Here is a 21,629-nt window from a genome sequence, read left to right as displayed (position 1 = left end):
AAGCAAAACCAAATTAAGAAAAGAAAGAATTACAAAAGAAATCAAGAAAATCCATAAAGAATCGTATGAAATATATGGATCACCAAAAATAACAGAACTACTGAACAAAAAGGGTGAAAAGGTAAGTCAAAAATATGTTTATTCGATCATGAAGGAAAACAATATCAAAGCAAAATATATTAACCCATATATTCAAACAACAGTTAGTCATGATTTCTCTGACAAATTAAAAAATCTGTTAAACAGGCATTATAATCCTACTAAGCCAAATGTAGCTTGGTGCACAGATATTACTTATATATGGACATATGATGATGGATTTGTATATTTAACAAGTGTTATGGACTTATATTCAAGATCAATTATTTCTTGGGTACTTACAAAGACAATGGATGCAGATGAAGTATTAAAATGTATTGAAAAAGCAAAGGAAAGAAGAAATATTGAAAACCCATTAGTAATACAAAGTGATCGAGGAGTTCAATATACTTCGACAAAATATAGAGAATTAACCCGTGAATTTATAAGAAGTTATTCAAGAAAAGGAACACCGTGGGATAATGCATGTATAGAATCATTTCATTCATTAATAAAAAGAGAATGGCTAAATTTTCATAAAATTCAAAATTATAATCATGCTTATAGATTAATATTTGAATACATAGAAGGATTTTATAACACTGTAAGAATTCATTCACATTGTGGGTATTTATCACCTGCACAATTTGAACAAAAATACTTATTTTTAAGTAATTAAAGGCCTACTACAAATAATTCTTACATTTAAGTTGTCCGAAATCTTGACATAGTACCACCTTTCACCTCCATCTTTCAGACAGGACTTATTTCTCTGCCTTTTTTGTCAAAGCAAATTCGGAAAGGATACTGTTCATCGTAGCGAGGTCTTCGCCTGTTAAATTTTCTGAAAGCCGCTTCAACAGTTCCTGCTGATCTGGTTTTAAATACTTACGTCCAAGATAATAGCCATCTGCAACCCTGGCGCCTCCACCATATCTGCCACGCACGGTTTCAGTTGGGTGGGCAAGTGTCAATTCTTCAATATCACTCCGAATTGTACGAGTTGTAACATTGAATTCCTGTGCCAGATTTTCCATCGTTTCCTGACGGCGCACACACAGAATTTCCAATATCTTCTGCCTGCGTTCATTCGCTTTCAACACTTGCCCACCTCCTTTCCTCTGCTTTATGGCATCATCATAAGAGTTAAATAGGAAGGTTCATTTCCTATTTAAAAAACTTTTTGAGATTTTTTTCAGCAGCAGAGAAGAAGCCTGTCCATCATCCTTTAAGCGAAAAACACCCGACAAGGCGCAATTCAGCTATTGCATCTTGTCGGGTGTTCCATTCAATCCATGTTTCTATGTACTGTTTTCCTATTTTACGAGTTCCGTAAGCCACGGAGCCATTGGCCTTGCAACTACTCTCGCATTCAAATATGCATCTCCAACGTCAGACAGGTATTACCCAAATAGTACCCATCCATAACTGCCAGTGTCATGGCAAGGTCAGGTTTTTGCATATTCGTCAGATAAACTGGAAGAAGATACTGCACTCTCCCCTGATATCCCTGTGGGACTACAAGCCCCGGTTCAATTACCGACTTCCTTCTCCCAAGTTCTACTGCTGTTTCAAACAATAGCGGCAGATTCTTCACCTTCCGAATTTTAGCCGGAATACGCTCCAGGTTCTCTTCATCTCCCAATATGTGATTTACGTTTACTCTTATAGGCCACTCTGGATTAAAGTTAATGCCACTCTGCGCCATATGATAGACGGGCTTTTGTGGTAATGGCTTGATGTATCTTAACTTTGGAGACAGTTCATCACAAAAACCTCTAAAATACCAATCTCTTAAAGAATCCGAAAAATTGTTTCTTTCAAAATAACCATAAATTCCCTTGTACTGAGGTGTGTATAATCCAGTATGGAAGCAGACACATTCGTTTTCCAAATGAAAAATACTGTCTGCTTTTCTTGGATCACTTTCTGAATTAAAGTCAATAACCTGCTTGCGAAAAATTGTATGTATGTAACGTTCTAAAATGGGGGGTGTCTGCATTCTTTGTTTCCCGGCTCGGCTTTCGGAACTTCCATGATTCCGGCAATGCCAATCTCTCCAGTTCCGCTAAATGTCCGTACCAATCCGGTACATATGCAAATTCAAATAAATCCGGTGCTATCATCTGTTTCCTCTTTTCCTGTGGTTTTCTGTACTCATATCTGTTTTCTGTCTTTGCTTCCATCTCTTTCATCATGAGCCTCCTTTTTGTTTTCTCTTGAAATATAAAATAGATGTATTGCAATTCTACCGTTCTGTGAATTGCGATACACCTATCAATGCGTTTTTATCCATGAACAAATTTCAGTAACTTCAACAAACATCGTATTCTGTGCTGTTTCCTTGCTTCCATGTAATTTCTCCTTTTATTGTATAGTTCGTTTCATCTTATACCTGTACTCTATTGTAATCCATAATATTTACCCTGTAGTGTAAACTAGCACTGAGGTGAATTGTAATGCATGACTATGTAAAAAATCTTGCGAAGGTAGTCCGGGCTGCCAGAGAAGAAGCCCATCTATCTCAAGCAGCATTAGCTGAACAAATAGGTTGTGATGAGCGTACAATACTAAATATTGAAAACGACCGTGGTAATCCCAAGTTCGAAGTATTGTGCCAGATCATCGCTTATTTACACATTCCTGCAGACCGTATTTTCCACCCTGACACTGCTACGGATGGGGTGAAAAAACAAAAACTGTTATTGATGCTACAGGAATGTGATGAGCAAGAGGTAGCCGAGATACTTCCAGCAATTGAATACCTCTTAGCACTCATACATAAAAGAGGTAATTCAAACGAGTAAAGGAACCAGCTAATCCATTGTGATTCTGGTTCTTTTCTTTTTGTTGCCATCTTCAAATCTTACTCTTGTAAGATTTGAATTATTACACAAGTAAGATTTCAAGTCAATATGTTTTTTCTGAAATTGACAACCACATAAATAACGTCTATAATATATTTATTACAGCCGTAAGATTTAAGGAGGGATTTTAAATGAGTGACTTGCCGCAGATTTCTGAAGCTGAATTTGAAGTTATGAAAATCGTATGGAAACATGCTCCAATTAACACCAATGAAATAACAGATAAATTATTACAGACCACAAGCTGGAGTCCTAAAACGATACAAACACTTATTAAACGTCTTGTTACTAAAGGTGTACTCACTTATGAAAAACAAAGTCGTGTTTTCGTTTATACTCCATTAGTAAAAGAAAGTGAATATATTTGCCAAGAAAGTAATTCCTTTCTTAATCGTTATTATGACGGGGATATCACTGCCATGCTGTCTGCCTATATAGAAAATGACAGACTGTCTGAAACAGAAATAGACACCCTACGTTCCCTTCTTTCCAAGAGGTCAAAAAAAGGAGGAAATTAACGTGGCTAATTTTATGATACGCTTTTTAATATGCAATGTATTTATCAACGGTATCATCGGAATTCTTTTGATAGCCAAGCGGATATTCAAAAACAACCTGTCCAGCCGGATGCAGTATAATCTGTGGTTCCTGCTCCTTGGGTTGCTAGCAGTTCCCTTTATACCGTTCCGTCTCATCGGATTTCCACAAATCTTCTCGTGGCTTGGTAGCTTAAGAAGCTCCCCTGCTTCCGGCACTGCAACCGCTATGGGAGAAGCTGTGGGAATTCATCCGGTCGGAAATACAGACTGGATGAATGATTTCGCACTTTCTGTAAATAGCGAAACACCATCCATTGCCGGATACATATTATTGGGGATATGGATTATAGGCATTTTTGCAATAATCATATTAGTAATCAAATCCTCACTCCGCCTACGCAATTTGGAGAAATCTGGACTTCCCCTTCAGAACCCGGAAGTACGCAGACTATATCATCGATGTTTGGAGGAAATGGGAATTCATAGAAATATCCCTGTTTACAGTACTGCATTTTTGAAATCCCCGATTATTGTGGGACTTTTGAAACCACGTATTTATCTGCCAATTCATCTGATCTCTGATTACAACGAATCCAATATGCGATATATGCTGTTGCACGAACTGCAGCACTATAAGCACAAAGATGCTGTTGCCAGTTATCTGATGAATCTTGCTGGGGTAGTATATTGGTTCAATCCTCTTGTCTGGTACGCACTGAAAGAAATGCGTAATGATAGAGAGGTTGCCTGTGACACTTCCGTTTTGAAAATGCTTGAAGAGGATGCTTACGAAGATTATGGCAATACACTGATTAACTTTGCAGAGAAGGTTTCACTTACTCCTTTTCCGTTTGCCGCCGGCCTTGGTGGAAACATGGAGCAGATGAAACGAAGAATTATCAACATTGCCTCTTATGAGAAACCGACATTTATGAAAAGAATAAAAGGTATGACTGCATTCATGTTGACTGCTGTTCTTCTCCTTGGATTCGCACCTTTTATTTCCACATACGCAGCAGACGGAAGCCACTACCAATGGGATTCCTCTTCTGAGAATGTTTCCTATGTAGACCTCTCCACATACTTCGGAGAATACGAAGGCAGCTTTGTTTTATACGATTTAGAAAATGATGCATGGAGCATACACGACATGGAACATGCCACCTTACGAGTTGCTCCAAACTCCACCTACAAGATATATGATGCCCTGTTCGGATTGGAAGAAGAGATCATTACACCGGAAAATTCGTTCATTGCATGGAATGGCGAAATCTATCCATTTGAAGCATGGAATGCGGATCAGACTTTACAGTCTGCAATGAATTCCTCCGTGAATTGGTATTTTGAATCTGTGGACGAACAGCTTGGAGCCGCTAACATTTCCAACTATATTGAGGAAATTGGGTATGGAACCGAAAATATAAGTGGTGATTTCTCCACTTATTGGATGGAATCTTCCTTGAAGATTTCCCCAATAGAGCAGGTCGAACTTCTAACCAGGCTGCAGAATAACAGCCTTGGCTTCGCCCCTGAAAATATCAATGCAGTAAAAGATGCCATCCGCCTTTCCTCTTCCGATGCCGGAACATTCTACGGAAAGACCGGAACCGGACGTGTGGATGGCCAAGATGTGAACGGATGGTTTATCGGCTATATCGAAACTGTAGATAATACATACTTTTTCGCTACCAACATTGGTGCAGACAGCGATGCTACCGGAGGCAACGCAACTGAAATAACCATGTCTATCTTGTCCGACATGAATATCTGGAAATAAAGAAATCGGGTAAAGGTCATAGTCGTATAATCCTTTGCCCGATTTTTTTATTTTCACTTTATGCATAAAAGCGTTTCAATTATCCAGTTCTATACGTCAAGAATTAGATTTATCATTGATGTATTCTATAATTTCTCCAATAAAAAAAGATATAAATGTCCCAATTGAAACAAACAAACTATCTCTATCACCTAATGATTCAATGAAGATTGAAAATGTAAACGTAAAGTTACTATACATATAATCATAAAAAACGTATTTCAGAGAACCTATCAAGAGCATCAACCCGAAAGAAATTAATGCATATATTAGGCACAGCAAAAAGCTAATGTCAATGCTGCGTTTGACAATGATTTTTCCCATAAAAAAACCTAAAATAAAAACCCCAATATCAATATATGTATATATAATTAAAAAACCCAAATAGGCTAAGGCCGCATTATATTTGGGAAATAAATAAAAACAAAGAAAATAAGCCAAAGCCACACATACAAAATATACTAAAAATGGAGAATACGTTCTAACAAACTTTCTCATAAAAACACCTCACTCCACATGTAGATAATCGAATTAAAATCAAAAGCTTATCTTAATTTATTTCATGCTCTTCACTTCCAGTCGCTGACCATGATGTTTTACCACTACTGACCACATCTACATTTCCGTCTTTTGTGTGTAAATCGTATTTTACAAATCCGCCTAAATAACTGACTTCAATAATTGTTATTTCTGCTTCTTCCTGTGCATCCACCTTTTCGCAGAATTCCACTACCTTCTCTGGGTCCGTCATGTTAATTTGATTTCTGCTGTCAACAGCCGGATATCCATTTTCTCCAAGGCAATTTACAATACTACGAATCGTTTCCAAATCAGCTATCTTGTTTTCTTCTGCTGCCTTCTTATAAAGATCTATACAGATGTTTATAATTTCTTCTGCGTTCTCCTTAGAATCTTCTGGAATAGCTTGAATATCAATTACTGTTTCCGAAACTGTATCTTCTTCCGGGGGTGCATCGCTACACCCTGAAACACTAAGCATCAGTACAAAACTAATTACTGCTAAACCACTCTTCCAGGACCAGGCCATCTTTCTTAACAACATATCCACTTCCTCCTCTACCTTTCACATCTTCTACCATGCTGATAATCAATATAGGACGTTCTACCATATCTTCTGCTGTAAAAATTGCAAACCATCCTAATTCCGTACCCGAAATATCATCCTTCGATGCCTTGATTTCTGCCGTACCTGTTTTTCCTGCTAAAAGAATGTCATCCCGATGAGCTGCATATCCAGTTCCATTAGAATCATTCACAACCTTCTTTGTTCCTTCCAATACACGGCTTGCTGTCTCATTAGAAAAGGCACCCGGAATCCAATACTCAGCTGTTGCTTCATTCTTATATACCAAATAAGGCTTTATGACATTTCCCTCGTTACAGAAAGCAGAATAGATACAAGCCATATGTAACGGATTCACTAAAACCCGCCCTTGACCGTAACCGCTATCAGCTAACTGTATTTCTGTTTCAATTCCCTCTGAATTAGAATACTGCGACTCTGCCATCTTAATCTCAAATGGCAATTCCTCATTAAAACCAAGTCCAGTCAAAGAACTCTCCATCTCTTCTGATCCAATCTTTAATGCTGCCTTTGCGAAATAAATATTGTCGGAATATATCAGGGCATTCTCTAAAATGACTGGTTCATATGCATGGAGTGTTGTTACATAATAGGACCCCCACGATGCATCCTTTTGCCAGCTTAAGCCTACGTTCCCGTAATCTTCCATTGGATCGATTGCTCCTGATTCCAATCCGACCGCAGCGGTAATTGGCTTAAATGTAGACCCCAGACACCATACTTGCCGGAAGCGATTATACATTGGCTTATTCTCATCCTCGTTAAGTGCAGTCCACTGCTCACTCGATAATCCCATAATAAAATCGTTATTGTCATAGGCTGGTGTGCTGACCAAAGCCAATACCTCTCCAGTATAAGGATTCATGGCTACCGAGCAGCTTTTATCTTCCTTAAACTGCTCATACAAGGAAACCTGTAAATCAGTATCTATCGCAAGCTGGATGTCCTGTCCATGCTGTACCAGGATGCAAGCAAGTTCCTCCTTCTCTTTGCCTTCCGAGTTTACAATATAAATCCTGCAACCGTTCTGGCCTTTGAGTTCACTTTCGAACAATCCCTCCATTTCACTTCTGCCGATTACACTATTGGCTGTATAGCTTTCTCCTGCATGTTCCTCTAAATCTTCCGCAGTAACACTTTGAACATATCCGACCAAATGTGCAGCTGCTTCCCCTAATGGGTATTCACGCACTTCAACATCAGATATCATCACTCCGGGAATCTCCAGCAACTTTTCATGCCTTTCATTCTCCTTTAGGACTTCTTCATCTGGACTGATAGACATTAACTCAATTTCTTCCACTCTTGGAATCGTTTTAATAGGAACAAAAGAATCATCCTTTACCCACTTTGCAGACAGTTTCTTTTCTATCGCTTCCGGTGTGATTTCCAATAGTTCTGCAATCTGTGCGATTGCTTCCTCTCTGTTTTCCAACTTTCCCGGAACGATTCCAACCGAAGAAGCTGTACCTTTTCCTGCAAGGACACGTCCGTTCCTATCCAGAATTTCTCCTCGTTCCGCCTGTGTAGTGGAAACTCTTACTTTATCTGTAGAAGTTAGATTCCGAAAAATCATGGAATCATCCCAAACCAACTTATATCCTTCTTCGTCTTTTAGGAAAAGTGCTTCATTCTCAAAGCTGATAGTTCCTGCAACTGTATCGAAAGAAGTCTGGTAGGTTACCATCATTTGCTCCTCGTCATATGCAATAATCCGGACAGCCATATTCTGGACTTCTATGCCTTCATAAATAGCTGAGTTGCGTTTTATGAAATCCTCCTGACTGATACTTCCCGATGCCTCAACGTGCAACATCGCATACATTTCTTTATATTCCTTTTGGGGGATATGATACATGTACTCCACCAGAAGTTCTTCCGGTGTCCTCCAGGCATTTTCTTTTGTTTCCAACATTCCTGCCACACATACCGCAGAAATTACCGCAGCTATTCCTATAACAGCAATCGCAATCCATAGGAGCCTGCTTCTTGTTTTCTTTCGCTTGTTTCTGCTTTTTCCTTTCTTCATATTGACCTCCATTTATTTTCATTGCTGATATGGTCATATTCTATTTTCAATGTACACTATATCTTCAAAATATTACATTCGTAAGATTTTGAGGTAAAAAATTTCGTCCGCAATCCTTCTGCACTTGTGTAAATATTACATCAGTAAGATTTGGAAGTCAAGTTATCTTTATATAAAAAGGCTCCTGCCGAGAAGTATCATACATTTTCGCAAAAGTGATACCTTTTAGCAAAAGCCTATTATTCAGTAAGTTTCAAACCACCCCACTGTTTCAATATTCAAATGTTTCATTCAAAAGACCAGAAAACACACGTCCATTATCTTTCTTTATTATCCCACAAACCGCAGAAAATCAAGGTTTCTTTGAAAGCAGACAAACGGTTTCAATATTCCCCTGAACTTTGATTTTATACTGCATAGCGAAAGTGACACTATTAACTTAAGGGTGGGGTAAATACCTTAACCATTTGAAAATTCCTTTTAATGTTACTACTTTACCCTGTCCTCGGCAGGATCAACTGCATACCAATGTTCTGCATTTCGCTTACATTCTAACACAGGTATTCTTTTTGTCACTTCACGTTTCGTGCTTCCATCACTACGAAGAATTTCTCTCCATTCCACTGGTTTATTATAATATTTCATTTTGCCCCCACATTGAGGGCATCCTTCAATATGTATTTTCTCTATGGTCAATCTATTCCCATAACCACTAATTGCAAAATTGAAAAACAAAGGATGTCTCGTTTGCTTTTTAGCAATTCTTCTAAGTGTAAAAAAGATTAAAAATAAAAATACAAATATTATAAAAATAATAGAATATTTCTGCATATCTAAACTTATTGTATTTCCATTCATCCCTCTAAAAAAGCAAACTATACTTTTTACTATTTTGGCAAACGGAAATATTCCTACAATTGCAATAATAGTGCTAATCCATGTTAAAACAGCTAAAGTAAATGGACTACGCCATTTTGGTTCTGGATCATAATTTGCCGTCTTTTGCTTCTCTTCCGAGATATTATTGATAATATCTCCTGCTGCAATTTGAGTTTTTCCTGTAAAATTCACATTTCCATTGAAATTATTTTGCTTATACTCTTCTTTTCTTCTTCTCATATCGTCATCTTCCTTCTCTTTTGCGAAAAAGTATTCCTTTTGCCAAAATGTATACTGATAATTCCGAAAATCTTATCCCTGAGGTAAATCAATTCCCTCATACCCATTCTGCGGAAACTGAAACACACATCCATTTTTGCCCCAAATCGGCGGAAACCTTTGATTTACGGGGCTTTTCTCGTCAGCAGAGCCACTGTTTCAACATGTCTTGTGTGGGGAAACATATCATAAAGATGCATTGTATGAGTGTGATAACCTATCTTTTTAAAATATTGAATATCTCTTATTTGTGTTGTTGGATCACACGAAATATAAACAACTTGTTTTGGATTCAATATTTTAACCGAATCCATAAATTGTTTAGTAGAACCACTTCTTGGAGGATCCATAATAACCACATCTACTTTATATCTCTCTTTCGCAAGTTTTTTCATAAATTCAGTCGCATCATCACATACAAATTGAATATTAGATAGTTGATTCATTCGTGCATTGTTTTTTGCATCTTTGATTGCATCTTTATTACTTTCCACTCCAATAACTTGTTTTACTTTTTGTGATAGAATCATTCCGATTGTTCCAATACCACAATAAGCATCAATTGCTGTTTCATTTCCTTTAATATTCAATAAGGATAAAGCTTTGGTATAAAGATTCACACATTGATCATGATTGATTTGATAAAAAGATTGTGGAGAAATCTTAAATTTCAAACCACACAATTCATCAACAATAAATCCTTTACCATAAAGAACCTTATCTTCATTACCTAAAACAATTGGTGTTTTACGTGTATTGACATTTAAGACAATTGTTTTAACGCTTGGAAACCTCTTAACTAATTGGCTACAAAATTGTTTAGATCCACGCCACATATTTTCATTACATACTAAAACAACCATTGTTTGATTCGTTTTAACACCTCGACGAATTAAAACATGTCTTAATAACCCTTTATGTCTTTTACGATCATAAATAGAAACACGATACTTTCTTAAATAGCATTGTATATATTGTAAGATTTCATCCATAATATCTTCGTGTAATAAACAGTGTTTATAAGGAATAATATCTTGACTATGTTCCTCATACAATCCGTATTCATATTTTTGATTAAAAGCTACAATTGCTTTATTTCGATAACCATTTTCTAATGGTGAGGCTACTGTTGGTTTTACATCTATTTTTAATTTTGTTTTCTTTATTTCTTTTTCTATAAATAATGTCTTTTCTTTTAATTCTTCTTGATATTGATCTTGTGGATAAAAGCATCCTCCACATTTTTTAATTATTGGACATTTCATTTTTTATCACCCTTTACTTGTCAATCATTATAACATAGGTATTATCATTTGATGAAATGATTTATGAGTGTTATAATCTAGCGGAGGTGAAATATATGAGTAAAATAGATATTATTTCTGGCTTTTTAGGTGCTGGAAAAACAACATTAATTAAAAAATTAATTGCTGAAGCATATCAAAATGAAAAAATCGTATTAATAGAAAATGAATTTGGAGAAATTGGAATTGATGGAACATTCTTAAAAGATTCTGGTGTTACAATCAACGAAATGAACTCTGGATGTATTTGTTGTAGTTTAGTAGGAGATTTCGAAACATCATTAAAAGAAGTCTTAGATACGTATCATCCTAATCGTGTTATTATCGAACCTTCTGGTGTTGGAAAATTATCTGATGTTATTAAAGCTGTTTCTACAATCAATAGTGATGAAATGGAATTAGATAATTTTATTACAGTTGTTGATGCTAAAAAATGTCGTATGTATACTAAAAACTTTGGTGAATTCTATAATAACCAAGTTGAACATGCATCATTAATTGTTTTAAGTCGTAGCCAAGACTTAACTGAATTCCAATTAAAAGAATGCTTAGACATCTTAAAAGGATTAAACGATCATTCACCAATCATTACAACTGCTTGGGATAAATTAAATGGTTTAGATATCATTAATGCTTGTGAAGTGAACGTTCAAAAAGAATTATTGCATGAACATGATCATGAATGTTGCGGGCATGACCATCATGAACACGACCATGACCATGAATGTTGTGGACACGACCACCATGAACACGATCACGACCATGAATGTTGTGGACACGATCATCATGAACACAATCATGACCATGAATGTTGTGGACATGATCACCATGAACACGACCATGAACATGAATGTTGCGGGCATGATCATCATCACCATGACCATGATCATGAATGTGGTTGTGGACATCATCACCATCATGCAGATGAAGTTTTCAATAGTATCGGATTTGATACTGTTAAAAAATATAACGAAGTTGAATTAAGTGATATCTTAAATAAATTATGTAATGATGATAATGTTTTAAGAGCTAAAGGTTTTGTAGATAGCGGAAATGAAGATTGGTGGTATTTTGATTTAGTACCAGGTGAATTTGAAATTCGTTTAGGTAAACCTATTTATACAGGCCAAGTTTGTGTAATTGGTAAAGACTTAGATGAAAATACAATTAAGGAGTTATTTTTAGGATAAGCGTATGAATAAAACAAGAGTTTATTTGTTTACTGGATTTTTAGAAAGTGGAAAATCTTCATTTATCCAAGATACTCTTCTTGAACAAGGTTTTGGTGAAGATGAAAAAACTTTGATCATTGCCTGCGAAGAAGGTGAAGTCGCTTTTGATATTCCAGCTTTAGAAAAAGAAAATACTTCTGTTGAATTTATTGAAAACGAAGAAGATTTAAATTATGAAACTCTTCTTCATTTACATCAAAAATACCAACCAACACAAGTTATGATTGAATATAACGGAATGTGGGATAATACAAAATTCGTGGATGAAATTTGTATTGATCAATGGCAAGTTGTTCAAATCCTTACAACGATTTCTGCTGAAACATTTGATCTTTATTACAACAATATGCGTGGACAATTCGTTTATCATGTTACTGGTAGTGATTTAGTTATTGTTAATCGTTGTGATGAAAATACAAAGAAATATCCTATTAGAGGAAGTATTAAATCTTTAAATCCAATGTGTCAAATTGTTTATGAAAATAAAAATAGACAAATTGAAGATTTAACTGTTAATGATTTACCATATAACTTAAATGATGATTATATTGAAGTAAATGATATGGATTATGGTATTTTCTGTATGCATATTATGGAAAATCCTCAAATCTATGAAAATAAAACAATTAAGATCAAAGGTAAAGTGATTGGCCGTGATAAATTAATTGAAAATGGTTTTGTTTTAGGTAGACAAGCCATGGTATGTTGTAGTGATGATATGCAACTTTTAGGTTTAGTATGTATTAGTAAATACGCTAAAGATTTAATTAAAGATGAATGGTTAGTGGTTGATGGAACCATTAGTTTAGAATATGATGAATCTATTCAAAGTAATATTCCTATTTTACATGTTGATCATTTAGAAGGTGCTAAACCTTTAGAAAATGAATATGTTACATTTGATTAAGAGCATTTAGCTCTTTTTCTATTTTATTTATAAATACTTTCATGTATAATGAATAGGCAAAAAGAGGTGGAAAAATGAAAGATTTTTGGTATGAATTAAAACATGTTTGTAAACAAAGTGGTGCTCGATATGGGATTTTACATACTCCTCATGGAGATGTGGAAACACCTATGTTTATGCCTGTAGGTACACTAGCTACAGTAAAAGGAATTGCCCCTGAAATGTTAAAAGAAATGGGATCACAAGTAATCCTTTCTAATACATATCACTTATGGTTAAGACCTGGGGAAGATATTGTTGCTAAAGCAGGTGGTCTTCATAAGTTTATGAACTATGACGGTCCTATGCTTACAGATAGCGGAGGATTCCAAGTTTTTTCTTTGGGAAAAACAAGAAAGATCAAAGAAGAAGGCGTTTATTTTAAAAGTATTATTGATGGTAAGTCTTTATTCTTATCTCCAGAAAAAGCTATCGATATTCAAAACAAATTAGGAGCAGATATGATTATGTCTTTAGATGAATGTGCTCCTTATCCAGCAACTTATGATTATATGAAACATAGTGTTGAAAGAACAATTCGTTGGGCTAAAAGAGGTAAAGAAGCGCATCATAATGAAAAACAAGCGTTATTTGGAATTGTTCAAGGTGGAGAATATCCTGATTTAAGAGAAAAATGTGCCAAAGCACTTGTAGAAATGGATTTCCCTGGTTATTCAATTGGTGGAACGAGCGTTGGTGAACCAAAAGATGTAATGTATAAAATGGTCGAAGATGCGGTTCAATGGTTACCTGAAGATAAACCACGTTATTTAATGGGAGTTGGTAATCCAATTGATTTAATTGAAGCTGCGATTCGTGGTATTGATATGTATGATTGTGTTTTACCAACACGTGTTGCTAGACATGGTGCTTTAATGACACATCATGGACGTATGAATATTAATAATGAAAAGTTTAAAGAAGATTTTACTCCTATTGATCCTGAATGTGATTGTTATACTTGTAGAAATTATACAAGAGCTTATTTAAGACATCTTCATAAATCAGATGAATTATTTGGAAAAACATTGTTATCGATTCACAATGTAAGATTCTTATTACAACTTTCAGAAGATATTCGTAAAGCAATTCAAGAAGATCGTTTATTAGATTTTAAAGAAGAATTTTTAGATAAATATGGTAGAGATGTTTATAAGAGGGCTTTTTAAATGAAACTAAGTGAATTTGATTTTGAACTACCTGAAGAACTCATTGCTCAACATCCTGTTGAAAAAAGAGATACTTCTAGATTAATGGTAGTAAATAGAGAAAACGGAAATATTGAACACAGACATTTTTATGATATTCTTGATTATTTAAAACCAGGTGATGTTTTAGTAAGAAATAATACAAAAGTTATTCCTGCTCGTTTATTTGGAATTAAAGAAGAAACAAATGGACATGTTGAAGTTCTTTTATTAAAAGAATTAAAGAAAGATACTTGGGAATGTTTATGCGGTAATGCACGTATTGTAAAAATGAATACAGTCATTACTTTTGGTGAAGGCTTGTTAAAAGCAAAATGTATTGAAATCAAAGATGAAGGTATTCGTGTTTTTGAAATGATATACGATGGTATCTTCTACGAAATCTTAGATCAGTTAGGAACAATGCCTTTACCTCCTTATATTAAAGAAAAACTTGAAGATAAAAATAGATATCAAACAGTTTACGCTAAAATTGAAGGAAGTGCAGCAGCTCCTACAGCTGGCTTACATTTTACTGAAGAAATCAATCAAAAAATAAAAGATAAGGGTATTGAAATTCTTGATGTATGTTTACATGTTGGCCTTGGAACATTTAGACCTGTTAAAGAAGAAAATGTTTTAGATCATCACATGCATAGTGAATTCTATATGATCAGTGAAGAAGTCGCTGATAAACTAAATAAAGCTAAAGCTAATGGTCAAAGAATTATTGCGGTAGGAACTACATCAACACGTACTCTAGAAGCTAATATGAAAAAATATGGTAAATTTAAAGCAACAAGTGAAAATACAGATATCTTTATTTACCCTGGATATAAATTTGAAGCTATTGATTGTTTAATCACAAACTTCCATTTACCTAAATCAACATTATTGATGTTGATTAGTGCCTTTGCTTCAAAAGAACTTATTTTCAAAGCTTACAAAGAAGCTGTCAAAGAAAAATATCGTTTCTTTAGCTTTGGTGATAGCATGATGATTTTATAATGAAAATCAATTACGACTTAAAATTCAAAGAAGAATTAGAAAAAATAAAAGGTACAAAACCCACCCTACTTCTCCATGTTTGTTGTGGGCCATGTAGCGGAAACGTTTTAAAAGAAATATCTGAATTTTTCGATATAACTATTTATTACTCTAATTCAAACATTTATCCAGATACCGAGTATTTTCGACGATTTCATGAATTAGAAAATTTTATTCAACGCTTTAATCAAGATTTCAATCAAAATATTCAAGTTGTTGAAAAAGAATATCAACCAAAAAAATATCTAAAAGATATTTCTCAATATAGAGATGAACCTGAAGGTGGAAAACGTTGTTATCTTTGTTATTCAAAGAGAATGAAAGATGCTTATGATTATGCATCTTTACATCACTTTGATTATTGGACAACTGTTTTAAGTGTTTCTCCACATAAAAATAGTCAATGGATCAATGAAATTGGAGCAAGCTTTAATCAAGAAAAAACACAATTTCTTTTCAGTGATTTTAAAAAGAACAATGGTTACTTAAAATCCGTTAAGTTCGCCACATTATATAATCTTTATCGACAAAATTATTGTGGTTGTGTTTATTCTTATCAAGATATGTTAGAAAGAGAAAAAAACAAGGAGTTATAAAAATAATTCCTTGTTTTTTATATTTTCGTTTCCTTTTTATTATAAAATATATTCTTTTAAACAATTTGTATAACGTAGATATCCTTCATGATTAATATGAAGTCCATCTTCATAGTAAACTTCAACAGGTTCACCTTTTTTATTACATAATATTGGATAAGCATTAATAAAAGTTACATATTCATAAGGAATTGTCTTTTTAAATTCCTTATAAACCATTTTCAAAAGATCATTACTTCTTAAAACCCCTGGTGTATGTTTATAATCATGCATAGGAAGACATGGCAATGGACTAACAACATAAATCTCACATTCAGGTAAGTTATAATGTACAGTTTCTACAAGTTCTTTGACATTAATAGCAATATCTTTAGGTGATTGCATAACTGTTTTTCCTAAATCATTCGTACCAATCATATAAACAAGTTGTTTAGGTTTAAATTTTAAAACTCCTTCATCAATAAAATGAAGCAGCATTGTGGAAGTAATTCCACCAATACCACAATTATATTTATTATCTATTTCAGGAAAATATTTTTCTATATCCATAAATTGGGTGATAGAATCTCCAAAAAAGACAGTACCGCCTTCCTTTGCATTTTTATTTTGATCAATAATTTCTTTCATACGATCAATTGTCATTTCTCTTATTTGATAGTAATTTGTAAGAAATGTCATATTTTCTCTCATAATGTCGACCTCTTTTCTATATAATATTATTATATTTTTATTGTTTTATTTTTTCAATATTGAAAAAATATTGAATATACTTGAAAAAAGTGATATTTTATTATCATTAATATGAGGGGAGAATTATTATGGTGAAAATCGTCAAATTCGGTGGTTCATCTCTTGCAGATGCCCATCAATTTAAAAAAGTCGGTGACATTATCAAAAGTGATCCAGATCGTCGTTTTGTTGTACCTTCAGCGCCTGGTAAACGTTTTAAAGATGATATCAAAGTTACTGATTTATTATACAAAGCATATAACGCAGAAAGTGAACAAGAGTTTGAATGTACTTTCGATACAATCAAAGATCGTTATCAAAGTATTATCGATGAACTTAATTTAACAGTTGATCTTACTGAAGAATTTGAAGTTATTAAGAAAAACTTCCAAGATCAAATCAGTGAAGAATATGCAGCAAGTCGTGGGGAATATTTAAATGGTATCTTACTTGCAAATTATTTAGGATTTGAATTTGTTGATCCTGCAACATGTATCTTTATCGATGAACATGGAAATTATGATGATAAAAAAACAGATCCTGTTTTATCTAAAAAATTAAGTGAAGTAGAAAATTGTGTTATTCCTGGATTCTATGGTTCATGTAGTGAAGACCCTACAAAAATTAGAACTTTCTCTCGTGGAGGAAGTGATGTAACTGGTTCTATCGTTGCTAAATGTGGACAAGTTAAACTTTATGAAAACTGGACAGATGTTTCAGGATTCTTAGTTGCTGATCCACGTATTGTTAAAAATCCAGAAGTGATTGGAACAATCACTTATAAAGAATTACGTGAACTTTCTTACATGGGAGCAAGTGTTTTACATGAAAATGCTGTTTTCCCTATTCGTTCTCAAGGAATTCCTATTGTAATCAAAAATACTAATAAACCTGAAGATGCTGGAACTTTAATCGTTGAAAGTACTGTGCATAAACCAGATCATATTATTACTGGTATTTCTGGTAAACAAGGTTTTGCGACAATCATGATTGAAAAAGATATGATGAATGATGAAATTGGTTTTGGTAGAAAAGTTTTACAAGTTATTGAAGAAGCTGGTCTATCTTATGAACATACGCCTTCTGGTATTGATACAATGAACGTAATTGTTGAATTAAATTCATTCATTGAACATGAACAAGAAATTTTAGCTAACTTGCATCGTGCCGTTGAACCTGACTCAATTGAACTTGAATCTGACCTTGCTTTAATTGCTATCGTTGGTCGTGGTATGAAAGATGGTCGTGGAGTTGCAGCAAAAGTATTTACAGCTTTAGCTAATAAAAAAATAAATGTTAAAATGATTGATCAAGGTTCTTCAGAATTAAATATCATTGTTGGTGTTAAAAACATTCACTTTAATGACGCAATTCGTGCTATCTATAATACGTTTATTGAACAAGAATAAAGACTTTAGTCTTTTTTCTTTTTATTTAATTCATATAATTTCTCTAGGAATTATTTAAAAAAGATGTTATAATAAACAAGAGGTGGTCATATGAAAATATCAACAAGAGGGCGTTATGCTCTAAGATTAATGATTGATTTAGCCCAAAATAAAGAACAAGGAAATATATCTCTTAAAGATGTTGCTAAAAGACAAGAAATTTCTATCAAATATCTTGAACAAATAGCTACTCCTTTAATTCGTGCAGGACTTATTAAAAGCGTTAGAGGTGCCCAAGGTGGATATTCTCTTACAAGAGATATGAATAAATATACAGCAAAAGATATTTTAGTTGCTGTTGAAGGTCCAATCGCTTGTGTTGCCTGTTTAGAAACTGAACCTAATCAATGTCCTCGTTATAGTGAATGTTTAACTCTTCCTTTTTATAAAGGACTAAATAAAGTTATTACTGATTATTTAGAATCCTATACTTTAGAAGATCTTGCTGATTTACATGGATATCAAATTGAATATATTATCTAATAAACATATCATTGATATGTTTTTTTATTTAAAAATCGTGTATTTCTACACGATCAATCATCATAATGTTCTAAAAACAGATGTTTTCCTTCATCATCTTTATAAGCAACAATTGTTTTTAAATTGACATTTTCTACACTTTTAAAAATATTTCCTTCAACAAAAGGATTTACTTTCTTTAAATCCTTAATTAATTGTTTAATTTCTAAACGTTTAGAAGCATTTTCTTCATCATGAGCATCTTGATTTTCTTCAGTAAATTTACATGCACATTGTAAAAATGTTAATTCATGTTCATCTCTCCATGCCTTAATATCATCTTCACGAATAAGATACATCGGTCTAATAAGTTCCATTCCTTCAAAATTCAAACTATGAAGTTTAGGCATCATTGTTTGAATTTGTGCTCCATAAAGCATACCCATTAAAATAGTTTCAATAACATCATCATAGTGATGTCCCAAAGCAATCTTATTACATCCTAATTCCTTTGCCTTAGCATATAAATGTCCTCTTCTCATTCTCGCACATAAATAACAAGGAGATTTTTCTATATTAAAAACAGAATCAAATATTTGTGAATCAAATATTTGAATTGGAATATTTAATTTTTTCGAATTATCAATGATCATTTGTCTATTTACTTTATTGTACCCAGGATCCATTACCATAAAAACAAGTTCAAATTCAAATTTATTATGTCTTTTTAATTCTTGAAAGAGCTTAGCCATCAACATAGAATCTTTTCCACCAGAAATACATACAGCAATTTTATCTCCAGGTTTTACTAATTCATATTGATTAATAGCCTTGCAAAAAGGTCTCCATAATTTTTTCTTATATTTTTTTTGAATACTCTTCTCTACTTCTTTTAAATACTCCAAATTATCCATCTTTTATCCTCACTTTCTCTATTTATAAAAACAAAATTCATATCTAAAGTCAAATATTTTCGAATAATTCACATAAAAAGTTCAAATTCAATTCATATTGATATATAAAATGATAGCGAGGTGATAATTATGGCTGAAAGATTTAAATTCAACGATGAAGAAGAAAATATAGATGAAAACGATAATCAACAAGATGATTTAGAAAAAGAATACTATGATAATACTGATTATTCCTATACAAAAAGTAAAAATAAAAAAAGACCTAAAACAAAAAAGGTAACAAGAAAGAAGACAAAAACGAAAGTGAAAAAGAAAAAAAATGGACGTTCTAAAATTTCTACTTTCCTTATCACGTTACTTATTTTACTTTTAATTGCTGGTGCAGGAGTTGGTGGCTATTTTGCATATGAACATTATCAAGATCAACAAAAACAAATTAATCAATTAGAAAAACAAGTAGATCAACAAAATAAAACAAAAACAGACAAGTCAACATCTACAAAAAAGGAAACCCAACAAGAAAAATCTTCTTCATCTAAAAATGAAGAAAGCACATCAAGTGATAATACAACAAACAGCGATGAAAGTGATTCATCACAAAATACAACCGATGATTCTTCATCAAATGAAAATACAAATTCAGATTCAACAACTGAAACAGAATAAAAAAACTTGGCATTTGCCAAGTTTTTAAATTTGATCTAAAGCTTCTTTTAAATCAAATAAGATATCATCAATATGTTCTGTACCAATTGATAAACGAATTGTATTAGGTTGAATTCCAACATCAGCTAATTCTTCTTCTGTTAATTGTGAATGTGTAGTTGTTGCTGGATGAATAACTAATGATTTAACATCAGCGACATTAGCAAGTAATGAGAATACTTGTAAATTATCAATAAATTTATGAGCTTCTTCTACGCCACCTTTAATATTAAAAGTAAAGATTGATCCTCCACCATTTGGGAAATATTTTTCATATAAAGCATGATCTGGATGATCTGGTAATGAAGGATGATTTATTTTTTCTACTGCTGGATGTTGTTGTAAGAACTCAACAACTTTTTTAGTATTTTCATTATGACGATCAATTCTTAAAGATAATGTTTCTGTACCTTGTAATAATAAGAATGCATTGAATGGAGAAATTGTAGCTCCTGTATCTCTTAATAAGATTGCTCTAATATAAGTAACGAAAGCAGCTGGTCCTGCAGCTTCAGTAAATTTCACTCCATGATAACTTGGGTTAGGTTCACTGATCCATGGATAACGTCCACTCTTAGCCCAATCATAAGTACCACCATCAACAATGACACCACCTAAACTTGTACCATGACCACCAATAAATTTAGTAGCACTATGAACAACGATATCAGCACCATGTTCAATTGGTCTAAATAGATATGGTGTACCAAATGTATTATCAACAACAACTGGTAATCCATGTTTTTTAGCGATTGCACTAATTGCATCGATATCAGGAATATCACTATTAGGATTTCCTAAAGTTTCTAAATAAATTGCTTTTGTGTTTTCTTGAATTGCATCTTCAACTTCTTGTAAATTATGAGCATCTACGAAAGTAGTTGTAATTCCATATTGAGTAAATGTATGTGCTAATAAGTTAGAAGTTCCCCCATAAATTGTTTTTTGAGCAACGATATGTTCACCTTGTCCTGCTAAAGCTTGAATAGTATAAGCGATTGCAGCTGCTCCAGAAGCAACAGCTAAACCTGCTACCCCACCTTCTAAAGCGGCAATACGATCTTCAAATACACCTTGTGTAGAGTTTGTTAAACGTCCATAGATGTTCCCCGCATCTGCTAATTCAAAACGTGCTGCAGCATGTGCACTATTTTTAAATACATAAGATGTTGTTTGATAAATAGGTACTGCTCTTGCATCTGTTGCTGGATCTGGTTGTTCTTGTCCTACATGTAATTGTAATGTTTCAAATTTAAATTTTCTATCTTCTCTTTTAGTTACTGCCATTTTAATTTCCTCTTCTTTCTTTTGTATAAATATTATATATTGTTTTATGAATAAATGAAACTATTTACACATTCGTCCGTTACGGAAATTATGTCTTAATTCTTCAATCATTTAAATTCCCCTATCTAATCTTGAATTAAAGGTGTTGATAAATAACGATCTCCACCATCTGGTAATAAG

At 33.5% G+C, this 21,629-nt stretch carries 23 protein-coding genes; 12 read left to right on the top strand and 11 right to left on the bottom strand.

What is annotated here, in order from left to right; translation table 11 throughout:
• On the top strand, positions 1-757 hold a 757-nt coding region (locus tag LJD32_RS11625), incomplete at its 5' end, for an IS3 family transposase (protein WP_227392466.1).
• An 85-nt stretch (positions 758-842) separates the two neighbouring features.
• Here LJD32_RS11625 and LJD32_RS11620 read toward each other — a convergent pair.
• The 3 genes from LJD32_RS11620 to LJD32_RS11610 form a co-directional block, all read right to left on the bottom strand.
• The gene (locus LJD32_RS11620) at positions 843-1,181 is read right to left on the bottom strand and encodes an HTH domain-containing protein (protein ID WP_227392465.1); all 339 of its coding nucleotides are present in this window, start codon (positions 1,179-1,181) and stop codon (positions 843-845) included.
• A 269-nt stretch (positions 1,182-1,450) separates the two neighbouring features.
• A complete protein-coding gene (locus LJD32_RS11615; protein WP_227392464.1) occupies positions 1,451-2,080 on the bottom strand; it encodes a DUF3825 domain-containing protein in 630 nt (209 codons plus the stop codon).
• The gene (locus tag LJD32_RS11610; RefSeq protein WP_227392463.1) at positions 2,019-2,273 is read right to left on the bottom strand and encodes a hypothetical protein; all 255 of its coding nucleotides are present in this window, start codon (positions 2,271-2,273) and stop codon (positions 2,019-2,021) included. Before LJD32_RS11610 ends, LJD32_RS11615 begins: the two co-directional genes overlap by 62 nt.
• Before the next feature lie 264 nt (positions 2,274-2,537).
• Between LJD32_RS11610 and LJD32_RS11605 the strand changes: the two genes are divergently transcribed.
• From LJD32_RS11605 to LJD32_RS11595, 3 genes are all read left to right on the top strand, one after another.
• Positions 2,538-2,885 (top strand): helix-turn-helix transcriptional regulator, encoded by a 348-nt coding sequence (locus LJD32_RS11605; protein ID WP_227392462.1) that lies wholly within the window; start codon positions 2,538-2,540, stop codon positions 2,883-2,885.
• 191 nt (positions 2,886-3,076) lie between these two features.
• A complete protein-coding gene (locus LJD32_RS11600; protein WP_227392461.1) occupies positions 3,077-3,463 on the top strand; it encodes a BlaI/MecI/CopY family transcriptional regulator in 387 nt (128 codons plus the stop codon).
• 1 nt (position 3,464) lies between these two features.
• Entirely contained in the window at positions 3,465-5,261 is a 1,797-nt protein-coding gene (locus tag LJD32_RS11595; RefSeq protein ID WP_227392460.1) for a BlaR1 family beta-lactam sensor/signal transducer, read from the top strand.
• A 96-nt stretch (positions 5,262-5,357) separates the two neighbouring features.
• Here the strand turns inward: LJD32_RS11595 and LJD32_RS11590 are convergent, their stop codons facing one another.
• The 5 genes from LJD32_RS11590 to rlmD form a co-directional block, all read right to left on the bottom strand.
• Positions 5,358-5,798: a hypothetical protein gene (locus LJD32_RS11590; RefSeq protein ID WP_107001154.1), complete on the bottom strand. Its 441-nt coding sequence runs from the start codon at positions 5,796-5,798 to the stop codon at positions 5,358-5,360.
• A gap of 52 nt (positions 5,799-5,850) precedes the next feature.
• The gene (locus LJD32_RS11585) at positions 5,851-6,363 is read right to left on the bottom strand and encodes a DUF6070 family protein (RefSeq protein WP_227392459.1); all 513 of its coding nucleotides are present in this window, start codon (positions 6,361-6,363) and stop codon (positions 5,851-5,853) included.
• Positions 6,311-8,434: a penicillin-binding transpeptidase domain-containing protein gene (locus tag LJD32_RS11580; RefSeq protein ID WP_227392458.1), complete on the bottom strand. Its 2,124-nt coding sequence runs from the start codon at positions 8,432-8,434 to the stop codon at positions 6,311-6,313. The genes LJD32_RS11585 and LJD32_RS11580 overlap by 53 nt, the downstream gene beginning before the upstream one ends.
• 489 nt (positions 8,435-8,923) lie before the next feature.
• Complete coding sequence (locus tag LJD32_RS11575; protein ID WP_055238586.1) at positions 8,924-9,553, bottom strand: hypothetical protein; 630 nt, start codon at positions 9,551-9,553, stop codon at positions 8,924-8,926.
• A 164-nt stretch (positions 9,554-9,717) separates the two neighbouring features.
• Entirely contained in the window at positions 9,718-10,857 is a 1,140-nt protein-coding gene (gene rlmD / locus LJD32_RS11570; RefSeq protein WP_227392457.1) for a 23S rRNA (uracil(1939)-C(5))-methyltransferase RlmD, read from the bottom strand.
• Between the two features lie 95 nt (positions 10,858-10,952).
• On the opposite strand from rlmD, the gene LJD32_RS11565 reads away from it, so the two are divergent.
• From LJD32_RS11565 to LJD32_RS11545, 5 genes are all read left to right on the top strand, one after another.
• A complete protein-coding gene (locus LJD32_RS11565) occupies positions 10,953-12,086 on the top strand; it encodes a GTP-binding protein (protein ID WP_227392456.1) in 1,134 nt (377 codons plus the stop codon).
• A 4-nt stretch (positions 12,087-12,090) separates the two neighbouring features.
• A complete protein-coding gene (locus LJD32_RS11560; RefSeq protein ID WP_227392455.1) occupies positions 12,091-13,035 on the top strand; it encodes a GTP-binding protein in 945 nt (314 codons plus the stop codon).
• Between the two features lie 74 nt (positions 13,036-13,109).
• The gene (tgt, locus tag LJD32_RS11555; protein WP_032089927.1) at positions 13,110-14,243 is read left to right on the top strand and encodes a tRNA guanosine(34) transglycosylase Tgt; all 1,134 of its coding nucleotides are present in this window, start codon (positions 13,110-13,112) and stop codon (positions 14,241-14,243) included.
• Positions 14,244-15,269 (top strand): tRNA preQ1(34) S-adenosylmethionine ribosyltransferase-isomerase QueA, encoded by a 1,026-nt coding sequence (queA, locus tag LJD32_RS11550; RefSeq protein WP_227392454.1) that lies wholly within the window; start codon positions 14,244-14,246, stop codon positions 15,267-15,269.
• Positions 15,269-15,904, top strand: coding sequence for an epoxyqueuosine reductase QueH (locus LJD32_RS11545; RefSeq protein ID WP_227392453.1), 636 nt, complete (start codon positions 15,269-15,271; stop codon positions 15,902-15,904). The genes queA and LJD32_RS11545 overlap by 1 nt, the downstream gene beginning before the upstream one ends.
• Positions 15,905-15,943: 39 nt before the next feature.
• Here LJD32_RS11545 and LJD32_RS11540 read toward each other — a convergent pair whose 3' ends face one another.
• Positions 15,944-16,594, bottom strand: coding sequence for a GDSL-type esterase/lipase family protein (locus tag LJD32_RS11540; protein WP_227392452.1), 651 nt, complete (start codon positions 16,592-16,594; stop codon positions 15,944-15,946).
• A 128-nt stretch (positions 16,595-16,722) separates the two neighbouring features.
• Between LJD32_RS11540 and LJD32_RS11535 the strand changes: the two genes are divergently transcribed.
• Together LJD32_RS11535 and LJD32_RS11530 are read left to right on the top strand one after the other, a co-directional pair.
• Positions 16,723-18,042 carry an aspartate kinase gene (locus LJD32_RS11535; RefSeq protein ID WP_032089923.1) on the top strand — a complete coding sequence of 440 codons (1,320 nt, stop codon included), beginning with the start codon at positions 16,723-16,725 and terminating at the stop codon, positions 18,040-18,042.
• 90 nt (positions 18,043-18,132) lie between these two features.
• Positions 18,133-18,564, top strand: a complete 432-nt coding sequence (locus LJD32_RS11530) for an RrF2 family transcriptional regulator (protein WP_119363891.1) — start codon at positions 18,133-18,135, stop codon at positions 18,562-18,564.
• Between the two features lie 53 nt (positions 18,565-18,617).
• Here LJD32_RS11530 and LJD32_RS11525 read toward each other — a convergent pair whose 3' ends face one another.
• On the bottom strand, positions 18,618-19,457 hold the full coding sequence (locus tag LJD32_RS11525; RefSeq protein ID WP_081918903.1) for a tRNA 2-thiocytidine biosynthesis TtcA family protein: 840 nt from the start codon (positions 19,455-19,457) through the stop codon (positions 18,618-18,620).
• A 129-nt stretch (positions 19,458-19,586) separates the two neighbouring features.
• On the opposite strand from LJD32_RS11525, the gene LJD32_RS11520 reads away from it, so the two are divergent.
• Positions 19,587-20,123 (top strand): hypothetical protein, encoded by a 537-nt coding sequence (locus LJD32_RS11520; RefSeq protein ID WP_032089921.1) that lies wholly within the window; start codon positions 19,587-19,589, stop codon positions 20,121-20,123.
• A gap of 24 nt (positions 20,124-20,147) precedes the next feature.
• Here LJD32_RS11520 and LJD32_RS11515 read toward each other — a convergent pair whose 3' ends face one another.
• A complete protein-coding gene (locus tag LJD32_RS11515; RefSeq protein ID WP_227392451.1) occupies positions 20,148-21,449 on the bottom strand; it encodes an O-acetylhomoserine aminocarboxypropyltransferase/cysteine synthase family protein in 1,302 nt (433 codons plus the stop codon).
• Positions 21,450-21,629 lie beyond the last annotated feature (180 nt).

The sequence above is a fragment of the Faecalibacillus sp. TM498 genome, from assembly GCF_020589955.1.
GTDB lineage: Bacteria > Bacillota_I > Bacilli_A > Erysipelotrichales > Coprobacillaceae > Faecalibacillus > Faecalibacillus intestinalis.
The sequence above is the reverse complement of the archived record's forward strand: the minus strand, read 5'-3'. Positions and strand labels throughout refer to the sequence as shown.